This window comes from Bacillus sp. AFS053548 (genome assembly GCF_002575105.1).
In the GTDB taxonomy this organism is placed as follows: Bacteria; Bacillota; Bacilli; order Bacillales; family Bacillaceae_G; genus Gottfriedia.
This window is the reverse complement of sequence record NZ_NUHI01000011.1, coordinates 15,449-38,817: the sequence shown is the minus strand read 5'-3', so window position 1 is coordinate 38,817 and position 23,369 is coordinate 15,449. Positions and strand designations below refer to the sequence as shown.

Sequence of the window (23,369 nt, the reverse complement as noted above, 5' to 3'; positions counted from 1 at the left end):
TATTGTCGATTAAAAAAAGGTAACATTAAAAAAAGATTAAAAAAGTAAGTGTTCACTTACTTTTTGTTGACGAAATCCGTTTCGGTTAATATACTAGAAAAGTGAATAAATACTTACTTTTTTTGTAGCGCGCTAAATACTAAGATTTAATGCCTTTTTAACAACGTTTTTTAAGGAGGTAAAAAGTGAATAAGGGAGAAAGAACAAAACATCACATCTTGGAGAAGTCTATCCAACTTTTTGCGAAAAATGGTTATGATGGTACGACGATTAATCAAATTGCAAAGGAAAGTAAAATTTCCGAAGCGACGATTTATAAGTATTTTAAAAGTAAACTGGATGTATTGATTACTTGTGTGAAACCAGATATTCAAGACGTTTGGGTGGAAGAGGATTTTAGTAAACTTTCAATTGAAGAATTGCTTAGTTTATATGTTGAGAAAAGGATTAAATGGGTGGAAAAGAATCGAAATCAAATTGAGATCTTGATCAGTGAAACTTTACGACACCCTGAGTTATCAGAAATTTTCTTCCAACAGATCTATCGTAAAACACCAATTGAAGAAGAAATAGAATCGAGAATGCTTGCAAAAGAAACAAATTTCCATTTAGAAATTCCTATACTAAGTTTAAGTATGATTACGACGATTATATCGATTCTTAATCTACAAAAGAGTGTTCTGGATAAAGATCCAATGCATATTACAGATGACGCTATTAATAAAATGGTGCAGTTAATTTTATTTGGATTAATAGGAAATAAAAGTCCTGAATAAACATGAAAATGAGTTTAACGGGAGAATGGTTTAGTATTACCTTTTATTTTTTTATAAAAGGGAGTATTAAACTATTTAAATGCAGTGAAATGACCGAAATACAAATTTGGTCAGTTGGTCTAAAAGGGGAGTGAGAATATGTTTAAACAAGAATGGAAGAATATTTTAAAGAAACCAATGACAATTGCAACAATCATTGCGATTGGTCTTGTACCAATGCTTTACTCATTAATTTTCTTATCAGCTTATTGGAATCCTTATAATAAAACAGAAAAACTATCTGTCGCAATTGTTAACAATGACAAGGGTACTGAGTTTAATGATAAAAAGCTTAATGTTGGGAAAGATTTTGTAGAAGGATTGAAAGATAATAAGTCATTCAAATGGAAAGTTACAAGTAAAAAACAAGCAATGGAAGGCTTAAATGATGAAAAATATTATTTAGTCATCGAATTACCTTCTAATTTCTCTAAAAATGCAGCTACGTTATTAGACGAAAAACCGAAGAAAATGAAATTAAATTATTACACGAATGCGGGTAAAAACTATGTAGGCGCACAAATTGGTTCAAATGCGATCAAAGAAGTAAATGCTAATATTTCAAAAGAAATTACAGAACAATATGCTAAAACAGTTTTTGATAATTTCAAGGATATTGGAGATGGCATGACAAAAGCATCTGATGGTGCAGGTAAAATCAATGATGGTGCATCAAAAATAACAGATGGAACAGATGTTTTAAATAAAAATTTAAAAAAATTAAATGACAGCATGATCACATTTGAAAATGGAAGTACAAAACTGAAAAGTGGTGCGACACAATTATCAGATGGTATTAAACAATCAAAAGATGGTGCTAATAAATTAAATACTGGTTTAAACGCTCTTCTAGAAGGAACTGGTACATTAAAAGCTGGTTCTAGTGATTTAAATAATGGACTATCGCAACTAGCTGAAGGCGGTAATAAAATCGAAACTGGTTCTTCTAAGCTAGAAGCTGGAAGTTCCCAATTAAATGCTGGACTAAAACAATCTTATGCTGGCGCAACCCAATTGCAAAAAAATGAAGCAGGATTTAATGAGAATCTTGGTGCTACTAATGACGCTCTTAAATCAATTGTTAATGGATTGCAGGATGGCTCATTAAGTAAAGAAGATTTACAGAAATTACAAGCAATCTCAAATAGCTTAGATCAGCTTTCAAAAGGAAGTAATCAAATTAAAACTGGTGTTGATCAAATTGCTGCAGCACAAGGTCAATTATATGAAGGTTCAAATAATCTAGTTGCTGGACAAAAAGAATTAAATACAAATTTAAGTTTATTTAATAGTAAATTGCAAGAAGCATCTAATGGAGCAAATCAATTAGCACATGGAAGTAATGATTTATACAATGGTACAAAGGAATTAAGTGAAGGAAGTTCGTTACTTTCATTTGGCCTAGGTAAATTAAATACAGGTGGGGACCAATTAGTCCAAGGGATCAATCAATTAAATGATGGTTCTAAACAACTATCTGATGGAACGAATAAGTTATATAGTGGGTCTGGAGACTTATTAAAAGGAGCAACAGATTTAACAAAAGGAACAACTGAGCTTCATAAATCCCTGAAAGATGGTGGAGATGAAGTAAATAAAGTTAAAACAAGTGATGAAACTGATAAATTCTTTGCAGAACCAACGGAGCTAGTTTCTCATAAATTAAATAATGTAAAAGAATATGGTGTAGGATTAACACCTTATATATTATCTATTGGACTATTTGCAGGTGGGTTAATGTTCACTTCAGTTTATCCAATGAGAAAGAACTCTATTGCTCCGACTACTGGTCTAGCTTGGTTCTTTAGTAAATATAGTGTTCTTATTTTCGTGGGGATCATGCAATCGATCGTAGCAGATATGGTGTTAATTTATGGTATGGGTCTTGATGTGAAAAACGTGTGGTTGTTCGTAGTGTTTACAATTATCACTAGCTTGACCTTTTATTCATTAATACAATTCTTAACTGTTACATTAGGAAATATAGGGCAATATTTAGTGTTTGTTATTATGTTATTACAAATTGGTGGAACTTCAGGTACTTTCCCAATTTCATTAACTCCAACATTTTTCCAAATGATTCATCCATATTTACCTATGACGTATGCAATAAAAGGATTCAGAGAATTAATCTCTAGTTCTGTTAGCAAAGGTTTTGTATGGGATCAAGTCTACTATTTATGTGGATTTGCAGCGTTATTCATTATCTTAACAAATGTAACTTTTGCAGTTCGTGTTAAATTTTCAAAGAAAGAACAATTAAGTGAAATTGAAGCTTAAAACGATAAATTAATATAAAGGATTGGAGTCTTATAAAAAAAGATTTCAATCCTTTTTTACTAATAGTGAAATAAAAATCCAGTATCTTTAGGTCAATCTTTTATTGTAAAATTAGTAATGAAATATGGGAATAATGAAGGAATTAGTATAGAATCCCTTTACATTGTAAAGGACTTATCGTTAAAATTTTAACGTGGTTAATCTGATCTTTGTACATCTCGAGCACTTAAAACTTGATATTGTACTATAAGATATAAAAAAATGAGGAAACGTTTTCATTTAATAGAAAAGTGGTGAATAAATGAAACTAACTGACATCGATAAAAAAATTCTAGAGATGCTCACTAAAAATGGACGGATGTCATACGCCGATATTGGAAAAGAACTTAATTTATCAAGGGTTTCAATCCGTGAACGTGTGAATCAGTTAATAAAAAACGGGGTTATTGAGAGGTTCTCTGTAGTCATTAATTCAGAAAAAGTAGGCAAAGGCGTATCTGCATTCTTTGAAGTAGATTGTGAACCAGCTTATTTAGTAGTCGTAGCCGAAGCACTTGCAGATAATCCTGTTGTAGCGAGTTGTTATCAAATGACAGGTCCAAGCACTTTACATATGCATGTATTAGTTGATGATTTTGTCAGATTAGAACAATTTATAAATAATGAATTATATGCTTTAGAAGGAATAACAAGGGTAGAAAGTCATATTTTATTACGAAGATTTAAGAGTAGAAATGGCTTAAAATTATAGTTGTCATGGCGAGGGATTGGTAATCCCTCGTCTTTTTTTACTATTTTTTGTAAAAATTCATAAAATTATAGAATATTCTGTCTACAGGGAGTATAATCGAAAATAATTAAAATTTACATTGTTAGGTTATACGGTAATTAAGGTTAACAAATGTATGTGATTTTAGTTAATATACTTACAAATGGAGTAGGTGGAAAGATGGCGTCACTCATATTAAGAAGGTTGTTTCAATTGTTTTTATTATTGCTAGGTATCTCCTTTTTAGTCTTTGCTTCTATGCATTTAGCACCTGGTGACCCAGCTGCAATCATAGGCGGACCTACAGCAACAAAAGCTGATTTAAATGCCATTCGAGAAAGTTTGGGACTGAACGACTCGTTTTTTGTTCAATATTGGCATTATTTATCAGGCGTATTACATGGGGATTTAGGATATTCCTTTCAAACGAAACAGTCGGTTGCAGAGGCAATTTCAATCCGTTTTCCTAATACTTTAAGTTTAGCAATCGCGAGTATGATCATTGCAGTAATAATCGGGGTAATAACAGGGATTGTCTCTGCACTAAAGCAAAACTCGTGGATGGATGTATCAAGTACAATAATAGCCCTTGCAGGTATTTCAGTACCTAATTTTTGGCTAGGTGCCATCCTTATTCTTATTTTTGGAGTTAACCTACAAATACTACCAGTAGGGGGACTTGATTCACCAATTTGGACAGTAGAAGGATTTAAGCAAATCATTTTACCGGCCGTTGCATTGGGAACAGCTTCAGCAGCAATGATTGCAAGAATGAGTCGTTCATCTATGTTAGAGGTAATTCGAGCTGATTACATACGAACTGCAAGAGCGAAAGGTGTAAAAGAAAAATCGATTGTTTGGATTCATGCTTTAAAAAACTCGATGATTCCAGTTATTACTGTTATTGGTTTAAACTTCGGATTTCTTCTTGGAGGCACAATCATTACAGAACAAGTATTTGCGATTAACGGTGTCGGCAGATTAATGATCGATGCAATTGCAGCTAGAGATTTTCCGATGGTTCAAGGGGCAGTGTTACTTGTAGCATCTATGTTTGTAATCGTGAATTTACTTGTTGATATTTTATATGTCTTTATCGATCCAAGAATTAGCTACGATTAATTGACTAGAAGGGAGGAAGAAATTTGTCTACAGAAGTTGTCATTAATAACATAAGTGCAAAGCAAGCTAGTGCAAAAAATAAGGAAAAATTTATTGTCCAAACGTTTAAACGTTTAATCAAAAATAGATTAGCTGTTTTTGGATTAATCATTATAGTTTTACAAATTTTAATGGCAGTATTTGCACCACTTATTACGATTCATGATCCGATTAAACAAAATTTAGCATCAACAGAATTGCCAATATTCTCAAGTGGACATTGGTTAGGTACAGATAATTATGGTCGGGATATGTGGAGCCGAATTGTATTCGGATCTAGAGTATCACTCGTTGTTGGTTTCAGTGCAGTGATTCTTGGCTTAATTGGTGGTATTACAATAGGCATGCTTGCTGGCTATTTTTCAAAACTAGATGGCTTGCTTATGAGAATAGTAGATTTATTATTTGCTTTTCCTGGAATTCTACTTGCCATGCTAATTATCGCAATTCTTGGAACAAGTTTAGTGAATGTAGCAGTTGCGATTAGTATTTGGTCCATTCCATCATGTGCAAGAATTGTTCGTGGTTCTGTTTTATCTATTAAGAAGCAAGAATACATACAAGCAATGAAGACTTTAGGTGCAAGTAATTTACGAATTATGGCGAAGCACATTTTACCAAACTGTATGGCACCAATCATAGTTTTTGCCACAATGAGAATGGCTACTGCTATTTTATCAACGGCATCACTAAGTTATTTAGGACTTGGTGCACAACCTCCAACAGCAGAATGGGGATCAATGATTTCCCAAGGGCAAGATTATATGTTTTCTTCCCCACATATGACAATCGTACCAGGGATCGCAATAATGCTGATCGTTTTCTCTTTTAATGTCGTAGGTGATGGATTAAGAGATGCTTTAGATCCAAATATGAATATTAAAGATTGAGGAGATGGGTAAATGAAAAAATGGATGGTTATCGTAATTAGTGCAATTCTTCTTCTTGCTGGATGCTCTAGTAAAACAACTGGATCAAATAGCACTAATGTTTCACAAGAACTTACATATGCTTCAACTTCGGATGTAGTAGGTTTATCACCAATTTTAACAAATGATTCTGTATCAGCTAATGTCATCATGCAAGTTTATGAAACTTTATTTAAAAGAAATCCTAAAACAATGGAAATCGAACCTTTATTAGCAGAATCTTATACTAATCCAGATGATAAAACTTGGGAAATTACATTGAAAAAAGGAATAAAATTTCAAGACGGAACAGATTTTAACGCAGAAGCTGTAAAATACACATTTGATAAATTCCGTGATCCAAAAACTGCTGCTCCGCGTGCTTCATTATTAGAACCAATTCAATCAGTTAATGTAATTGATGATTACAAAGTAGAAATCAAAACGAAATATCCATATGGACCACTTTTAGCCGCACTTGCTCATACTGCTGCTTCAATCGTAAGCCCTGAAGCAGATAAAAATAGTGATTTAATGAAAACACCTGTAGGAACTGGGCCATTTAAATTTGTTAGCTGGACACCTGGTGACCAAATTGTACTTGAGGCAAACAAAGATTATTGGAATGGTGCACCCAAATTGAAAAAAGTTACTTTTAAAGTAGTACCTGAAGTTTCCACAGCTATTTCAATGTTACAGACAGGAAAAGTACAGTTTATTGATGCTCTTCCAGCTGAACAAATTAAGCGTCTAGAATCAATCAAAAATGTAAAAGTGACAAAAGCAGAAGGAACACCTGTTTATTATTTAGGGTTTAACATGAAAAAAGCGCCAATGAATAACTTAGCATTCCGTCAAGCAGTTGCTTATGGTTTAGATCGTAATGCATATATTAATCAGCTAAACGGATTGGGTATTGAAGGTAATAGTGTAATTGGACCAAAAGTTTTCGGATATGATCCATCTGAAGAAAAAGTTGGCTATTCTTATGATTTAGAAAAAGCTAAAAAACTGATTAAAGATAATGGATTTGAAGGAAAAGAAGTAAAGATGCTAGTACCAAATCGAGATATGTACATGAAAATGGCTGAAATTGCTCAATCTCAAATGACGGAAATTGGCTTGAAGGTTAAGCTTGAAACGATGGAATGGGGAACATTCTTAGATGCAGCAACGAAAGGTCAATACGATGTGACGTTCTTAGGATGGGCAAATAGTACAGCTGATGGTAGTGAATTATTGTATCCAAACTTCCACTCTGACAACGTTGGATCATCAAACCGCATTTCATATAGTAATAAGCAATTTGATCAGTTAGTAAATGAATCTCGTCAAACGATTGACCAAAATACTCGAAAAGAAAAACTAAAAGAAGCAAATGAATTATTAGTAAAAGATGCTCCTGTAATCGTTATGAATCAAGGTGTAGTAACATCTGCAGTTGATCAATCGGTTAAAGGCATTGAAATTGATCCTACTGGCCAATGGTCATTATACAACGTACACAGAGAGTAGGTAATAGTATGTCAACAGAGCTTTTATCTGTAAATAATTTAGTCACAACGTTTCGAACAGCTCATGGAGAAATCCCAGCTGTTCGGAATGTATCCTTTTCAGTTAATAAAAGTGAAACTTTATGTATAGTTGGCGAATCAGGTTGCGGAAAAAGTATTACTTCATTGTCTATTATGGGATTATTGCCAAGTAATGGATCAATAAAAAGCGGTTCAATTCAATTAGAAGGAACTGATTTAACTAAATTAACAACTGATGAATTAAGAAAAATAAGAGGCAATAAAATATCGATGATTTTTCAAGAGCCGATGACTGCGTTAAACCCTGTAATCACAATTGGTTACCAGCTACGCGAGCCACTTATGATCCACCAAAAGCTTTCTAAAAAAGAAGCAAATCAAAAAGGAATTGAACTCTTAAAGCAAGTAGGAATACCATATCCTGAAAAAAGAATGAATCAATATCCTCATGAGTTAAGCGGTGGAATGAGGCAAAGGGTTATGATTGCTATTTCATTAGCCTGTACACCTGGACTCTTAATTGCAGATGAGCCAACGACTGCACTTGATGTTACGATTCAATCTCAAATATTAGATTTAATCCATGAGTTACAAGAACAACTCGGAATGGGTGTCATCATGGTTACCCATGATATGGGAGTCGTAGCTGAAATTGCTGATAAAGTGATGGTTATGTATGCAGGAGAAAAAATAGAAGAAGGCCCAGTTGAAGAGATTTTTAATCATCCAAGTCATCCATATACTAGAGGGTTACTAAGTTCTGTACCAAATGTAGATGATCCTGAATTTGAATTAGAAGCAATCCCAGGCTCGACACCGAGCTTAAACGAGCAAATAACTGGCTGCCGTTTTCATCCGCGTTGTGAACATGCATTGGCACGCTGCAAAGTTGAAGTCCCTAAGGAATTTACAATAAAGGATGGACACACAGTTAAATGTTGGCTGAGTGAGGAGGATGCGATATGACTCTAACAAAAAGTAAATCTACATTATTAGAGCTGCGAAATGTTAAAAAATATTATCCGATTCGTGGAGGCTTACTAAAAAAAGTTCAAGGTCATGTCAAGGCAGTTGAAGAAGTGAGTCTTACATTATTAGAAGGTGAAAGCTTAGGAGTTGTAGGTGAATCAGGTTGTGGTAAATCTACATTGGGAAAAACGATTTTAGGCCTTGAAGATATTACTGACGGAAAAGTATTTTTTAAAAATACGGAAATCCAACATTTATCAAATAAGAGTCGAAATGATTTTAAGAAACAAATGCAAATGATTTTTCAAGACCCATATGCTTCATTAAATCCAAGACAACGAATTGGAGATGCATTGGAAGAAGTATTTGTTATCCATACGAATCTATCAAAACAAGAGCGAAAAGAGAAAGTAATCGGTTTGCTTCGTGAGGTAGGCTTAAATGAAGATCATTATGATCGATATCCCCATGAATTTAGTGGTGGACAACGTCAACGGATTGGAATTGCTCGAGCGATTGCCCTTAACCCATCGCTAATTATTTGTGACGAAGCAGTGTCAGCACTTGATGTGTCTGTACAAGCACAAGTATTAAAACTATTAAAATCATTACAAGCAAAATATAACTTAACTTATTTATTTATCTCTCATGATTTAGGAGTCGTCCGATATTTCTGCGATCGAGTTTTAGTAATGTATTTAGGTAATACAGTTGAGTTAGCTCCTGCTGACAAACTATATAATAACCCACTACATCCTTATACAAAGGCGTTACTATCTGCGATTCCTCGTCCAAAGGTAGGAAAAAGACCTGAGAAAATTCGTTTAACAGGTGAAATTCCAAATCCAGCTAACCCACCTTCAGGTTGTACATTCCGTACTCGTTGTCCACTAGCAACAGATCTTTGTGGGCAAGAAAAACCAGAGTGGAAGGAAATTGAAGAAAATCATTTTGTTGCATGTCACCATGTAGATGCTTAAAGGAGAAGATACAAATGCAGTTTGATCATTTAAATAATCCATATTCAGCACAACGCCATACGACATTTGGAAAAAATGGGATGGTAGCTACTTCACAACCTCTGGCAGCACAAGCGGGGTTAGATATATTAAAAAAAGGTGGTAATGCAATCGATGCTGCAATTGCCACAGCTGCTGCTTTAACGGTAGTTGAACCAACTTCAAACGGAATTGGTGGAGACGCCTTTGCACTAGTTTGGGTAAATGGGGAACTACATGGGTTAAACGGCAGTGGTCCTGCCCCAAAATCAATTTCGATTGAAAAGCTAAAAGAACAAGGACTTGAGAAGATGCCAACCCATGGGGTTATTCCAGTTACAGTACCCGGAGTACCTGCTGCATGGGCTGCATTATCAAAACGTTTTGGTAAATTACCATTAGAAGAGGTTTTAGAACCGGCTATTACGCTTGCAGAAGAAGGCTACCCACTCTCGCCGATTTTAGGGAAATTTTGGAATATAGCATACGAAAAGTTTAAAAAACAATTTTCTTCACCAGAATTTGCAGAGTGGTTCAAAACATTCGCTCCAAATGATCGTGCACCAGAGATTGGCGAACTATGGTCATCAAAAGCACAAGCAGAAACATTACGTGAAATTGGTGCAACGAATGCTGAGAGTTTTTATCGTGGTAACTTGGCAGAAAAAATCGTTTCCTTTATGAAAGAACATAACGGATACCTTAGTTCAGAGGACTTAAGTGAATATAAAGTAGAATGGGTTAACCCAATCTCGACAAATTATCGTGGATACGATGTTTGGGAAATTCCACCGAATGGGCAAGGTTTGGTAGCGTTAATGGCACTAAACATTGCTAAAGGTTTTAATTTTTCTACAAAAGACGATGTAGATACATATCACAAACAAATAGAGGCTATGAAACTAGCTTTTACAGATGGAAAAGCGTTTATTACAGATTCTGAGCATATGGATATTAATGTAGATGAGCTACTATCAGAAGAATATGCCGGGTCACGTCGAGAATTAATTTGTGAAAAAGCGATAGAGCCAGAAAACTATACCCCGCCAAAAGGTGGCACAGTTTATTTAGCGACTGCCGATGGTGAGGGAAATATGGTTTCATTTATTCAAAGTAACTATATGGGATTTGGTTCAGGGATCGTAATTCCTGGTACCGGAATTGCTCTTCAAAATAGAGGACATGATTTTACTTTAAATCCGGAGCATTCTAATGCACTTAAGCCCGGTAAAAGAACATATCACACAATAATTCCAGGATTTTTAACAAAAGATGGTGAAGCAGTCGGACCATTTGGCGTAATGGGAGGATATATGCAGCCACAAGGTCATGCACAAGTTGTCATGAATACTGTCGATTTCCACCTAAATCCCCAAAGTGCATTGGATGCACCTAGATGGCAGTGGATGGAAGGAAAAAAAGTCGTCGTAGAACCTCATTTTCCAAACCACCTTGCCCAAGCACTAGCAAGAAAAGGCCATCAAATTCAAGTGGCTACTGATTGTAGTAGTTTCGGTAGGGGGCAAATTATTTGGCGCGATCCTAAGACCGGGGTGCTAATGGGAGGAACTGAATCTAGAACAGATGGCGCAATTGCAGTTTGGTAAAGGAATGATTCAATGATAAATCAATGGAAACTTTTTTTAGCTTTTTTTAGAGTAGGAATGCTAGGTTACGGAGGAGGTCCTTCTTCAATACCACTAATCCACACTGAGGTTGTTGACAAGTATAAATGGTTAAATAAGGATGACTTTTCAGATGTACTAGCAATCGCAAATGCTCTTCCAGGACCAATCGCAACAAAGCTTGCAGGATATGTAGGTTGGAGAACAGGTGGCGTAGTAGGTATGTTAAATGCCATTATCGCAACAACACTACCGACGGTTTTCCTACTTATGTTACTATTATCAACACTAAATCGCTTTAAAGGTGTTGCCTGGGTACAAGGCATGTCGAATGCAGTTGTTCCAGTTGTGGGAGTTATGTTAGCTACTTTAACATGGGAATTTATCGAGAAATCGAAAGAATCTCTTGGGTGGAAAATCACTAGTTTGATCGTGGGAGCTAGTTTTATCCTTTTATATTTTTTAAATGTACATCCGGCTATCTTAATTGGATGTTTAGTTGGATATGCCTTTTTCTCTAAAAGTAAAAATGAAAAGAAGAAGAAGGTGAAGGCATCATGATTTATTGGAAAATATTTTTAGCATTTTTCTTACCAGGCATTTTCGGATACGGAGGAGGGCCAGCTTCGATTCCTCTTATTGAGAATGAAGTTGTTGATAAGTACGGATGGTTAACTTCAGTTGAATTTAGTAACGTACTTGCGCTAGGTAATGCGCTCCCAGGTCCGATTGCTACAAAGATGGCTGGATATATCGGATATGTTGAGGGAGGCGTATTTGGTTCCTTTGTAGGACTATTCGCATCAATCGCACCCTCTCTAATCTTGATGATTGCTTTATTAAGCATATTAATGAAGCATAAAAACTCACCTAAAGTCAAAAAGATGACTTCATTAGTTAGGCCTTTAATCGCCGTTTTACTTGGCATTATGGCCTTTGACTTTTTTAACGATTCATACAATGGGGTAGGTGTTACGCAAACAATTATTATTAGCGTACTTTCCTTATTATTTTTAGAACGTTGGAAAATTCACCCTGCATATGTAATTGGTGGAGCTCTTGTTTATGGTGCAGTATTTTTATCTTAAATTAATGAACAGCTTTTTTGTTTAATCGGAACATTATTGAAGCAATGCCAATTTTGGGTTGCTTTCAATAATGTTTTTTCAATTAATCACTTCAAAGCTAAGGAATAAAAAAGTGGCGACTATTTTATCATAAAAAAGTAACTTAAACAGTAAATGTGAATTATGTCACAAAATAGACAATTTATAGACACGATTTAGACAAATAAGATTAAGTCAAAACCCCTTTAGAAAAGTAAACTATAAGTAACAAGAGTACCATTGAGTGGTTCTCTAAAAATTACTTAATGAATTATTTGTGAAAAAATGTTCAAAGTTTCGCTCGAGCTTAATGGGAATTTTTTTGAAATGATTTTTATCCTAAGGGGGATGTACTGTGAGTGTATTAGAGCTTGCAAGAATACAATTTGGTTCCACTACAATTTTCCATTTTTTATTTGTACCACTTTCAATAGGTTTAGTATTTATGGTGGCAATCATGGAAACATTGTATGTTTTTCGTAATAACGAAGAATATAAAAAGTTAACAAAATTCTTTGGGCACTTATTTTTAATTAATTTCGCAGTTGGTGTTGTGACAGGTATTATTCAAGAGTTTCAATTCGGTATGAACTGGTCTGAATATTCCCGTTTTGTTGGGGATGTTTTTGGAGCACCACTTGCAATTGAGGCACTTTTAGCATTTTTTATGGAATCGACATTTTTAGGAATTTGGATATTTGGTTGGGAAAAACTTAATAAAAAAATTCATTTAATGTGTATATGGTTAGTTGCTTTCGGAACGTTAATGTCTGCGTTTTGGATTTTAGCAGCCAATTCTTTCATGCAGGAGCCAGTAGGCTTTGCGATTAAAAATGGTCGTGCAGAAATGACCGACTTCTTAGCAATCATAACAAATCCACAACTTAAAGTTGAGTTTCCTCACACAATTGCTGGAGCATTAGCAACTGGAGCGTTATTTGTTGCTGGTGTAAGTGCATATAAAATCTTAAAAAAGCAGGAAACAGAATTATTTAAAAAAGCGTTTAATCTTGCAATGGTGTTCGCGCTAATTGCAGGAATTGGTGTTGCATTTAGCGGACATTCTCAAGCGAAGCATTTAATGAAAACTCAGCCGATGAAAATGGCTGCAAGTGAAGGACTATGGGATGATAGTGGAGACCCTGCAAGCTGGATGGTCTTTGGTCTGATTGATTCGAAAAAGAAAGAAAATAAATACGAGGTAGACGTACCATATTTATTAAGTTATCTAGCTTATGAGAAGTTTGAGGGTAAAGTACCTGGTATGAATACGTTACAAAAGCAGTACGAGAAATTATATGGTCCTGGAAATTATATTCCACCAGTTAATACAACCTTCTGGAGCTTTAGAATTATGGCAGGAGCAGGAATGGTTATGATTTTAATGTCGATGCTAGGTTTATATTTTAGCTATCGTAAAAAATTAGAATCAAAAAATCTATTCTTAAAGGCATCAATTTTACTAATTTCTTTACCGTTTATTGCAAATACAGCTGGATGGGTTATGACGGAAATAGGCCGCCAACCATGGACTGTATTCGGTTTAATGACTACTGCTGCATCAGTATCACCAAATGTTTCAAAAGGATCACTCATTTTCTCAATCGCAACTTTTACAACTATGTATGCAATTTTAGCAGTTGTTTTAGTTTACTTGTTTGTGAAAGAAATTAAAAAAGGAACACATCATGTTGAAACTGAAAAGGTTCCTACGGTCGATCCGTTTGAAAGGGAAGTGACAATTGTATGATTGAGTTAAATGAATTATGGTTTTTACTCGTAGCAGTTTTATTTATAGGGTTCTTCTTCTTAGAAGGCTTCGATTTTGGTGTAGGTATATCTACAAAGCTACTAGCCAAAAATGATACTGAAAGAAGAATTTTAATAAACACAATTGGACCGTTTTGGGATGCAAATGAAGTGTGGTTATTAACTGCAGGTGGAGCAATTTTTGCAGCATTTCCAAATTGGTATGCAACGATGTTTAGTGGTTACTATATTCCGTTTGTATTTGTACTAATGGCATTAATCGGACGTGGTGTTGCTTTTGAATTTAGAGGCAAAGTTGAAAGTTCTAAATGGTCAAAAGCTTGGGATTGGGTCATTTTCTTGGGAAGTTTATTACCACCATTTTTATTCGGTGTATTATTCTCAAGTATCCTTAGAGGAATGCCAATCGATCAAAATATGAATATCTCTGCTGGTTTTACAGATTACGTAAATTTATTCACAGTAGTTGGCGGAGTAACGGTGACATTACTATGCCTCTTACACGGATTAATGTTTTTAACATTAAAAACGGTTGGAGAATTAAGAAACCGTGCACGTTCTCTAGCACGTATGGTAATCATACCAGTATTTCTTTTCTTAGTTGCATTTACTGGCATGGCATTTTTTGAAACGGATATGTTTAAAGTAAAAGCACAAATAACAGTTCCACTAATTTTATTAATCGTAGTAAGTTATATTCTTGCTACAATATTCATTTTTAAGAAAAGAGATGGCTGGTCATTTACTATGACAGGCCTTGGAATTGTATTAACAGTCGGGACAATGTTTACTTCTCTGTTCCCAAGAGTCATGATTAGTTCGATCAAAAGTACGTATGACTTAACTGTTTATAATGCTTCATCTGGTCCTTATTCGTTAAAAGTAATGACAATAGTTGCATGTACATTATTACCATTCGTACTAGGTTACCAAATTTGGAGTTATTATGTGTTTAGAAAAAGAGTGGATGAGAAGGATTTGACTTATTAATGGGAAAAGATCTTATTAAATATAAAGGGATTAATCGTTTATTAATAATCCTATCTTTTTTAACAATTATACAAGTAACGGCAATTATTATTCAGGCATATATGCTTTCACAAGCTATTGTCAAATTGTTCAATGGAAAAAATAGTAGCGATATAGTATACGCTACTATTTTCTTCATCCTTGCATTTATCTGTCGTTATATTATTTCTACTATTAAGCAGAAATGTTCAGAGCATTTTGCAGACATTGCTTCATCCGAAATGCAAATGAAAGTTTTAGAAAAGCTTTTTAAACTTGGACCTAGATTTGCAAGAAAATCAGGAACAGGTAATATCGTAACGCTTATTATGGAAGGAACTACACAACTAAGAAATTACCTAGAAATCGTTCCGTTGAAAATGATTAACTTAGCAATTGTCTCGCCAGTAATCGTGATCTATATTTTCTTTGTTGATAAAGTTTCTGCACTTATACTAATCGTAACATTTCCAATCATTATTATTTTTATGATTTTACTCGGTTTGGCTGCTAAAAAGAAATCAAATAATCAATGGAAGGTTTATCGTATATTATCGAACCATTTTACTGATTCATTACGTGGTTTAGAAACACTAAAATTTCTCGGATTAAGTAGAAAACATAATAAAAAAATAGAAAGTGTAAGTGAAAGATACAGAGAAGCAACGATGGGCACGTTAAAAGTAGCTTTTTTATCATCATTTGCACTAGATTTATTCACAATGCTGTCAATCGCTACAGTTGCTGTCTTTTTAGGACTTCGTTTGATTGACGGAGTAATTTTATTAGGCCCTGCACTAACAATTTTAATTTTAGCTCCTGAATATTTTTTACCAGTTCGTGAGGTTGGAGCTGATTATCATGCAACTTTAAATGGTCAAGAAGCTGGGAAAGCAATGCAAGATATTTTAGATGAGCAAGAATTTAAGGTTCAAGAAATTGCTCCTCTATCAGACTGGAATCATGCTAGCGAAATTAATTTAAAAGATATATCAGTAAGACCCGAAAAAGAAGGTCAAACGATATTATCAAATATAAATATGAGTATTAAAGGGTTTCAAAAAATTGGGATTGTTGGAGAAAGTGGTTCTGGTAAGTCAACGCTTATTGATTTAATAGGTGGATTTTTAGAGCCAGCAAATGGTACTATTCAAATTTCTGGTGAAGAGGTATCACATCTGCAAATACAAGATTGGCATAAACAGTTAATCTATATTCCACAAAGTCCTTATATTTTCTCAAAATCATTAAACGATAATATAAGCTTCTATAAACCTAATGCTACTACAGAAGAAATTGAAAATGCAGCTGTTCAAGCTGGGTTAACTTCTTTAATAGAAGAATTACCAAAAGGATTAGAAGAAAAAATTGGCGAAGGTGGAAGAGCTTTAAGTGGCGGGCAAAGTCAACGAGTTGCGCTTGCTAGAGCATATCTAGAAAATCGTCCGATTCTTTTGTTAGACGAACCTACTAGTCATCTTGATATTGAAACTGAGTTTGAATTAAAACAAACAATGCTTCAATTATTTTCTGGTAAATTAGTATTTTTGGCTACACATCGCTTACATTGGATGAAAGAAATGGATCAAATTATTGTGATGAATGAAGGTTGCATTATTGAAGTTGGTACCCATGAAGAACTATTAATGAAAAAAGGTCATTATTATCGATTAATTCATAGTTAGAAGGTAAACATATGATAAATAAAAATGGATGGATTTTACCATATATAAAAGAAAATCGTCGTTTATTTATAGTTGTGATTTTCTTAAGTTCACTGACTATATTTGCAGCGGCTTCTCTTATGTACACTTCCGGCTATTTAATCTCTAAAGCAGCAACAAGACCTGAAAATATATTAATGATTTATGTACCAATCGTAGCTGTACGTACTTTTGGTATTTTAAGGTCGGCTTCTAAGTATGTTGAAAGATTAGTCGGACACAATACAATTTTAAAAATCTTATCTAGAATGAGAACAAGATTATTTAGTAATCTGGAACCATATGCACTTACGATCAATTCGAAGTTTAAAACAGGTGATATTTTAGGTCTTTTAGCTAATGACATTGAATATTTACAGGATATTTATTTAAAAACTATTTTCCCTGGAATTGCTTCATTGTTTATCTATTTTATATCGGTGGTAGCACTTGGATTCTTCTCTGTTCCATTTGCAATACTAACAGCAGTCATTTCCTTTATTTTAGTAGGTGTCCTACCGTATTTTTCATTATTAGTTGAAAAAGCGCGAACTTATCAAATAAAAAAGGAAAAGAGTCATTTATATGAAAATTTAACTGATGCAGTTATGGGCATTAGTGATTGGCTTTTTAGTGGTAAACAAAGTAGCTTTATTAAAAATTATAGAGAAATGGATGAATCACTAAGAAACATCCAAAACAAGGAAAAAAGATTTAGAAGACGGCGCGATCTAATTGCCCAATGTATTGTAGCGGTTTTAGTTTTAATGATGCTATATTGGGCGGGGAATGAAAGTTTAGTTGGAGAAATTCCAAGAACTTTTATCGCTGCTTTTGTTTTAGTTTTATTTCCTTTAACAGAAGCTTTTATTCCACTATCAAATTCTCTTGGAAGTGTCCCTTTATATAGTGATTCAATCAATCGTTTAGAAGAGATTAAAGAAGTGAGTCGTGATCAGGAATCACTTACTATTGAAGGAGATATTGAAGACTATCGAAAAATCGAATTCGAAAATGTATCTTTTCATTACTCGAAAAACGAAACTATCTTAAATAATGTTTCTTTTACAATTGAGGAAAACAAAAAAACTGCTTTATTAGGTCCGAGTGGTTCAGGAAAATCAACTATTCTTAAGCTAATTGAAGGAGTAGAGAACCCTATTGAAGGAAGCGTTAAAATAAATGAGATCGAAAGTATAGCTCTAGGAGACCAAATTTCGAAAGTTGTGTCTGTACTTAATCAAAAGCCATATTTATTTGATACTACAGTTATAAATAATATTCGTTTAGGAAATCCAGCAGCAAGTGATGAAGAAGTAATCGAAGTTACGAAAATGGTTGAACTGCATGATTATATAGCATCACTTCCAGAAGGTTATAATACACCTATGCAAGAAACGGGTGTAAGATTCTCTGGTGGGGAACGACAAAGAATAGCCTTAGCCAGAATACTTCTTCAAAATACACCAATTGTTATTTTAGATGAACCAACTGTCGGATTAGATTCAATAACAGAACGAAAACTACTTCATACGATCTTTAAAGTATTAGAAGGAAAGACAGTATTATGGATTACTCACCATTTAATCGGTGCAGAAATGGCGGATCACATTCTCTTCTTAGACAAAGGCAAAATCGCTATGAATGGCTCACATGAAGAACTGCTCAAATCAGAGGACCGATATCGCAAACTTTTTGAGCTAGACCGACCATTTAGAGTAATTGAATAGATGTTAAACCGGAGACTCTGGCAAATTTACCAGAGTCTTTTTTATATATTAAATACAATTTGACGGAAAATGTATTACATGATATATTTATCTCGAATTCGAGATATCTTGAATTCAAAATAAATTTTAATAAATTTTTTCAGTATTCTACAGCAATAGATTCACAAAATAAAAAAGCTTATATATATAAATAATTTATATGGAGGAATTAGTATGAACGGCTTAAAAGGGATTCATCACGTAACAGCTATAACTAGTAGTGCAGAAAAGAACTATGAATTTTTCACTTATGTTTTAGGTATGCGTTTAGTAAAGAAAACTGTCAATCAAGATGATATCCAAACATACCATTTATTCTTTGCAGACGATAAGGGAAGTGCTGGAACGGACATGACATTTTTCGATTTCCCTGGAATTCAAAAAGGGGTACATGGAACAAATGAAATTTCAAAAACATCCTTCCGAGTACCAACTGATGCAGCATTAGACTATTGGGTAAAGAGATTTGATCGATTAGAAGTGAAACACTTTGGGATAAAAACACAGTTCGGTAAAAAAACTTTATCTTTTGTTGATTTCGACGACCAGCAATATCAATTAATATCAGATGAACATAATAAAGGAATTGCTTCAGGCACACCATGGCAAAAAGGACCAATTCCATTAGAATTTGCGATTACAGGACTAGGACCAATATTTATTCGTGTAGCTAATTTCGCATTTTTTAAAGAAGTAGTTGAAAAAGTACTTTTATTTAAAGAAATTGATAAAGAAGCTTCATTCCATTTGTTCGAAGTCGGTGAAGGAGGAAATGGAGCTCAAATTATTGCGGAGCATAATGAAATATTACCTCAAAGCATCCAAGGCTTCGGTACTGTTCATCATGTAGCATTCCGTGTAGAAGATACATCTGTATTAAAAGAGTGGATTAAACGCCTGGATTCATTTAGATTACCAAACTCTGGCTATGTAGATCGTCACTTCTTCGAGTCATTATACGCAAGAGTTGCTCCACAAATCTTATTCGAATTTGCAACAGATGGCCCTGGATTTATGGGTGACGAACCTTATGAGACACTTGGTGAAAAGTTATCATTACCACCTTTCTTAGAACCTAAACGCGATGAAATTGAAGGAATGGTTCGTCAGATTGATACTGTAAGAAGTACGAAGGAATTTGTTAAAGAATAATGTCAGAAAGCACTCACTTTTGAAGTGAGTGTTTTTTTATTATTTCTGTTTATAAATCAAGAAATTGTCCGAGTTCTAATTTAAACTCTTCTATTACTCTAACCGGAAAATTTAATTAAACACTTACTAGTTTTATTATTAAGTTAGAGTGTTGAAATAAACCATAGTCAATATTAAAAAATGAATCACTACTAAGATTTATTGATAAAGTTATGATCCTTCGTTGGTATAGAGTTATGTATGTTTATGTATCGTTAAGATTTTTGATAAAAAGTTTAAACCGCTATTTTGAACATGAATTGAGAAGATTTAATTTCTTGTTTTTTAATTTTTAATGTAATTTATTCTTATATTTTTCTTCATGATTCATGGCCTTTTTGTAGCTTTCATGATTTTTATTTAAGTTATGACTTTTTATGTGTACTTCCTCAAAAAGCTAATTCTAAAGTTTTTAAAGATAAACTTTTTTAGATGAATAAGTTGATTGGAACGAAAGGGTGCTCGACTCCTGTGGGATATGCGGGAAGGCTGAGACCCCGCAGGAACGAACGTGACGAGGAGGCTCAGGTCTCGCCCCGCGGAAAGCGAGCACCCTGTAGTGGAAATCAACATGACACTACTTACTTAACTACGAATAAATCATTTTAATTAATTGACAATTTAATTGTTCAACAGCGATACTTACTAATTTATTAATAAGTATTATTAAATAACTCTTATTTTAAATGTAAAAAATTCCCTAAAAAAATTCATGCATAAAACGATTTGTTATTCTAATGAAATATCTCAACGAATAAAAATCTTATGAACTAAAATAATTTTTTAGGAGAGGGAACATGAATAGTACATCAGGTAGGCGTTTATCCAAGGATGAAATGGTTACTTTAATACAAAATGGACTAGAGAGGACAAATAATCCGAAAAAGATTGTTATAGTAGGAGCGGGAATTTCAGGTTTAGTATCAGGTTCTTTATTAAAGGAAGCAGGGCATGAAGTGACGATTTTAGAAGCAAATGGTCGAGTAGGTGGACGGATTTTTACGAAAAGAGCGCCTTTTATTAATGATCAATACTTGGAATTGGGTGCAATGCGTATTGCTTCTGATCACAAACTTGTACTTGAATATATAAATAAATTTAACTTAAAAGTAAATGAATTTGTAAATGGAAAGTCAGAGGATATTATCTATGTTAACGGGATAAAAACAACTCAGAAGCAATATGAACAAAATCCGGATATTTTAGATTATCGTGTAGCGGCTAATGAAAAAGGGATAAATGTTGATCAGTTTATTGAAAGATCGCTAAAATCGGTAATGGATTTTATTCATCAAAACCCTGATGAGAATTGGAAAACCATTATTGAAAATTATGATCATCATTCGATGGAATCTTTTTTAAGATATAACCCAATCGGAACGCCTTTATCGCCTGGTGCTTTAGAGAAAGTAAAAGTACTTCAAGGGATGGAAGGATTTCCTGAGCTTGCCTTTACTGCTATTTTAAGAGAGTTCATTGTGTTATTTTCAAAGGATATTAAGTTTTATGAGATTACGGGTGGAAATGATCAACTGCCTAAAAAGTTTTTAACACAATTGAAGGATAATCTATTCTTTGGACAAAAAATGAATAAAATCGTGCAGGAAAATAATCAAGTAACGATTCACTCAGATCATTATACAAGCCATCTGCCTTATCAAACTACTGCTGACTATGCCATTATTACTATCCCCTTTTCGTTATTAAATTTCATCGAAGTGGTTCCAAGAAATTCATTTTCGTATGATAAATGGAAGGCAATACGCGAATTACACTATGTTCCCTCTACTAAAATTGGACTTCAATTTAAAAGTAGATTTTGGGAAAAAGATGGGACATTAGGTGGGAAATTAACCACAGATTTACCAATCCGATTTGCATATTATCCAAGTAATCATAATGGTAAAAATGGATCGGGAATTGTTTTAGCTAGTTATACTTGGGAAGATGATGCATTGATTTGGGATAGTATGTCTGAAAATGATCGGATAATGAATGCTTTAAGTAATTTGGCCACTATCCATGGTAATCAAGTCTATACAGAATTTATTACAGGTTACACTCATAGTTGGGCTCTATATCCATACTCTGGAGGAGCGTTTTCTATGTTCAAACCAGAACAAAACAGAGAGCTGACGCCTTATATTTCCACTCCTGAGGGGCGAGTCCATTTTGCTGGTGAACATACATCTTCTGCGCCTGCATGGATTGAAGGTGCAGTTGAATCTGGCATTCGGTCAGCATTTGAAGTAAATAGCCGAACTTTCGTTGAACGATAAATTCATTTTTTATATTTCCGTTGAATATAGTGAAAATAGTGGATGTCTTTTTTATTTGAGGGAGTGATCAGTTTGAACGAAAATAACCAAGGACTACAATTTACCCCTATTAAATCATGGAATGTTTTTCATGGCCCGAATGACCCGTGTCCTCCAATTGGTACAAAATATTACTCTACACCTCCACACTTATATTTAGGATTTCAACCACCAGGACTAGAGCAATTTTCTTACAAAGAGGCATTGAAAAAAGGTACTTTATGGAAAGTGTTTTATGACTTTTACGAAAATCCATATAAAGCAAGGAGGGATTAACAATGACTGAGCAACTTCCTCCAGAGTATTATCAGGATTTAGAGGAACTGCAAGCTGTTGATTTCGTACTTGTAGAACTAACTTTATATTTAGACACTCATCCAGGTGATCAAAATGCAATTAACCAATTTAATCAATATGTTCAATATAAAAAACAAATTGAAGCTAATTTCGAGTCAAAATATGGACCATTATATCAGTTTGGTGGCAGTTATTCAGATCAAAACTGGAACTGGCATAAAGGCCCATGGCCATGGCAGGTTTAGAAGGAGGGAGTATAAATGTGGATTTATCAAAAAAAATTACAATATCCAGTTAAAGTAAGTACTTGTAACCCTATGCTTGCCAAATTTTTAGTTGAACAATATGGAGGAGCAGACGGTGAGTTAGCTGCTGCCTTAAGATACTTAAATCAACGATATTCTATTCCAGATAAAGTTATTGGACTTTTAACAGATATCGGAACTGAGGAATTTGCACATTTGGAAATGATCGCTACGATGATCTATAAGTTAACAAAAGACGCAACACCAGACCAGATGAAGGCTGCTGGACTAGATACTCATTATGCATCTCATGATAGTGCACTGTTCTACCATAATTCAGACGGTGTTCCATTCACTACTGCTTATATTCAAGCAAAAGGTGATCCAATTGCGGATTTATATGAAGATATTGCAGCTGAAGAAAAGGCTAGGGCAACGTATCAATGGATCATTGATCTTTCAGATGACCCGGATTTAAATGATAGTTTAAGATTTTTAAGAGAACGTGAGATTATTCATTCACAGAGATTTAGAGAAGCTGTGGAAATTTTGAAGGATGATCGACAACAGCGGAAGATTTTTTAAATTGGTTAATATATAATACAAAACCTGTTCCTGATCCTTATCGGGAACAGGTTTAAATTTTTTATAAGAATTTTGGAAAGGTTGAAAGGGAGGTCTCATAAGTCAGTTTACTACCACATAAGCGATCTTTTTATTGTAATATAGCTAAAGCGCAAGGTATTTTAACAGTGCTTTTTGTTTTACGTTGATTAAATTGTTCTTTTTCATAGATAATTAGATGATTATTATCAAGTTTTTATTCTGACGATCATATTTGGGTTATCCATTTAGAAATAAGCTACTTTTATAAGTTTTTAGGTCATAATAACTTAACTGGT

Annotated in this window: 20 protein-coding genes; all 20 read left to right on the top strand. The window is 34.0% G+C overall.

All coding sequences use genetic code 11. From position 1 onward, the window contains the following. Positions 1-185 precede the first annotated feature (185 nt). A complete protein-coding gene (locus CN946_RS06330; protein WP_098860367.1) occupies positions 186-776 on the top strand; it encodes a TetR/AcrR family transcriptional regulator in 591 nt (196 codons plus the stop codon). Between the two features lie 138 nt (positions 777-914). Further along, complete coding sequence (locus CN946_RS06325; RefSeq protein WP_098860366.1) at positions 915-3,095, top strand: YhgE/Pip domain-containing protein; 2,181 nt, start codon at positions 915-917, stop codon at positions 3,093-3,095. 301 nt (positions 3,096-3,396) lie between these two features. Beyond that, positions 3,397-3,846 (top strand): Lrp/AsnC family transcriptional regulator, encoded by a 450-nt coding sequence (locus CN946_RS06320; RefSeq protein WP_056468974.1) that lies wholly within the window; start codon positions 3,397-3,399, stop codon positions 3,844-3,846. A 198-nt stretch (positions 3,847-4,044) separates the two neighbouring features. Then, on the top strand, positions 4,045-4,986 hold the full coding sequence (gene nikB / locus CN946_RS06315; protein WP_098860365.1) for a nickel ABC transporter permease: 942 nt from the start codon (positions 4,045-4,047) through the stop codon (positions 4,984-4,986). Between the two features lie 41 nt (positions 4,987-5,027). Continuing rightward, the gene (locus tag CN946_RS06310) at positions 5,028-5,915 is read left to right on the top strand and encodes an ABC transporter permease (protein ID WP_098860377.1); all 888 of its coding nucleotides are present in this window, start codon (positions 5,028-5,030) and stop codon (positions 5,913-5,915) included. Positions 5,916-5,927: 12 nt separating this feature from the next. Next, the gene (locus CN946_RS06305; protein WP_098860364.1) at positions 5,928-7,448 is read left to right on the top strand and encodes a glutathione ABC transporter substrate-binding protein; all 1,521 of its coding nucleotides are present in this window, start codon (positions 5,928-5,930) and stop codon (positions 7,446-7,448) included. A gap of 8 nt (positions 7,449-7,456) precedes the next feature. Further along, positions 7,457-8,434, top strand: coding sequence for an ABC transporter ATP-binding protein (locus CN946_RS06300; RefSeq protein WP_098860363.1), 978 nt, complete (start codon positions 7,457-7,459; stop codon positions 8,432-8,434). After that, the gene (locus tag CN946_RS06295) at positions 8,431-9,417 is read left to right on the top strand and encodes an ABC transporter ATP-binding protein (protein WP_098860362.1); all 987 of its coding nucleotides are present in this window, start codon (positions 8,431-8,433) and stop codon (positions 9,415-9,417) included. The genes CN946_RS06300 and CN946_RS06295 overlap by 4 nt, the downstream gene beginning before the upstream one ends. 14 nt (positions 9,418-9,431) lie before the next feature. Continuing rightward, positions 9,432-11,042 (top strand): gamma-glutamyltransferase, encoded by a 1,611-nt coding sequence (gene ggt, locus CN946_RS06290; RefSeq protein ID WP_098860361.1) that lies wholly within the window; start codon positions 9,432-9,434, stop codon positions 11,040-11,042. Between the two features lie 15 nt (positions 11,043-11,057). After that, complete coding sequence (locus CN946_RS06285; RefSeq protein ID WP_098860376.1) at positions 11,058-11,621, top strand: chromate transporter; 564 nt, start codon at positions 11,058-11,060, stop codon at positions 11,619-11,621. Continuing rightward, positions 11,618-12,148 carry a chromate transporter gene (locus CN946_RS06280; protein ID WP_069034898.1) on the top strand — a complete coding sequence of 177 codons (531 nt, stop codon included), beginning with the start codon at positions 11,618-11,620 and terminating at the stop codon, positions 12,146-12,148. The genes CN946_RS06285 and CN946_RS06280 overlap by 4 nt, the downstream gene beginning before the upstream one ends. 373 nt (positions 12,149-12,521) lie before the next feature. Beyond that, positions 12,522-13,916, top strand: a complete 1,395-nt coding sequence (locus tag CN946_RS06275; protein WP_098860360.1) for a cytochrome ubiquinol oxidase subunit I — start codon at positions 12,522-12,524, stop codon at positions 13,914-13,916. Then, a complete protein-coding gene (cydB, locus tag CN946_RS06270) occupies positions 13,913-14,926 on the top strand; it encodes a cytochrome d ubiquinol oxidase subunit II (protein WP_098860359.1) in 1,014 nt (337 codons plus the stop codon). The genes CN946_RS06275 and cydB overlap by 4 nt, the downstream gene beginning before the upstream one ends. After that, positions 14,926-16,629, top strand: a complete 1,704-nt coding sequence (cydD, locus tag CN946_RS06265) for a thiol reductant ABC exporter subunit CydD (RefSeq protein ID WP_098860358.1) — start codon at positions 14,926-14,928, stop codon at positions 16,627-16,629. Before cydB ends, cydD begins: the two co-directional genes overlap by 1 nt. A gap of 14 nt (positions 16,630-16,643) precedes the next feature. Continuing rightward, positions 16,644-18,377: a thiol reductant ABC exporter subunit CydC gene (gene cydC, locus CN946_RS06260; RefSeq protein ID WP_286133842.1), complete on the top strand. Its 1,734-nt coding sequence runs from the start codon at positions 16,644-16,646 to the stop codon at positions 18,375-18,377. Between the two features lie 213 nt (positions 18,378-18,590). Beyond that, positions 18,591-19,568 carry a ring-cleaving dioxygenase gene (locus CN946_RS06255; RefSeq protein WP_098860356.1) on the top strand — a complete coding sequence of 326 codons (978 nt, stop codon included), beginning with the start codon at positions 18,591-18,593 and terminating at the stop codon, positions 19,566-19,568. Between the two features lie 836 nt (positions 19,569-20,404). Continuing rightward, the gene (locus tag CN946_RS06250; protein ID WP_098860355.1) at positions 20,405-21,886 is read left to right on the top strand and encodes a flavin monoamine oxidase family protein; all 1,482 of its coding nucleotides are present in this window, start codon (positions 20,405-20,407) and stop codon (positions 21,884-21,886) included. A 108-nt stretch (positions 21,887-21,994) separates the two neighbouring features. After that, complete coding sequence (locus CN946_RS06245; protein WP_098428670.1) at positions 21,995-22,201, top strand: spore coat associated protein CotJA; 207 nt, start codon at positions 21,995-21,997, stop codon at positions 22,199-22,201. 2 nt (positions 22,202-22,203) lie between these two features. After that, positions 22,204-22,467, top strand: a complete 264-nt coding sequence (locus CN946_RS06240) for a spore coat protein CotJB (RefSeq protein ID WP_025569246.1) — start codon at positions 22,204-22,206, stop codon at positions 22,465-22,467. Between the two features lie 15 nt (positions 22,468-22,482). Beyond that, a complete protein-coding gene (locus CN946_RS06235; protein WP_098860353.1) occupies positions 22,483-23,052 on the top strand; it encodes a manganese catalase family protein in 570 nt (189 codons plus the stop codon). Positions 23,053-23,369: the final 317 nt, after the last annotated feature.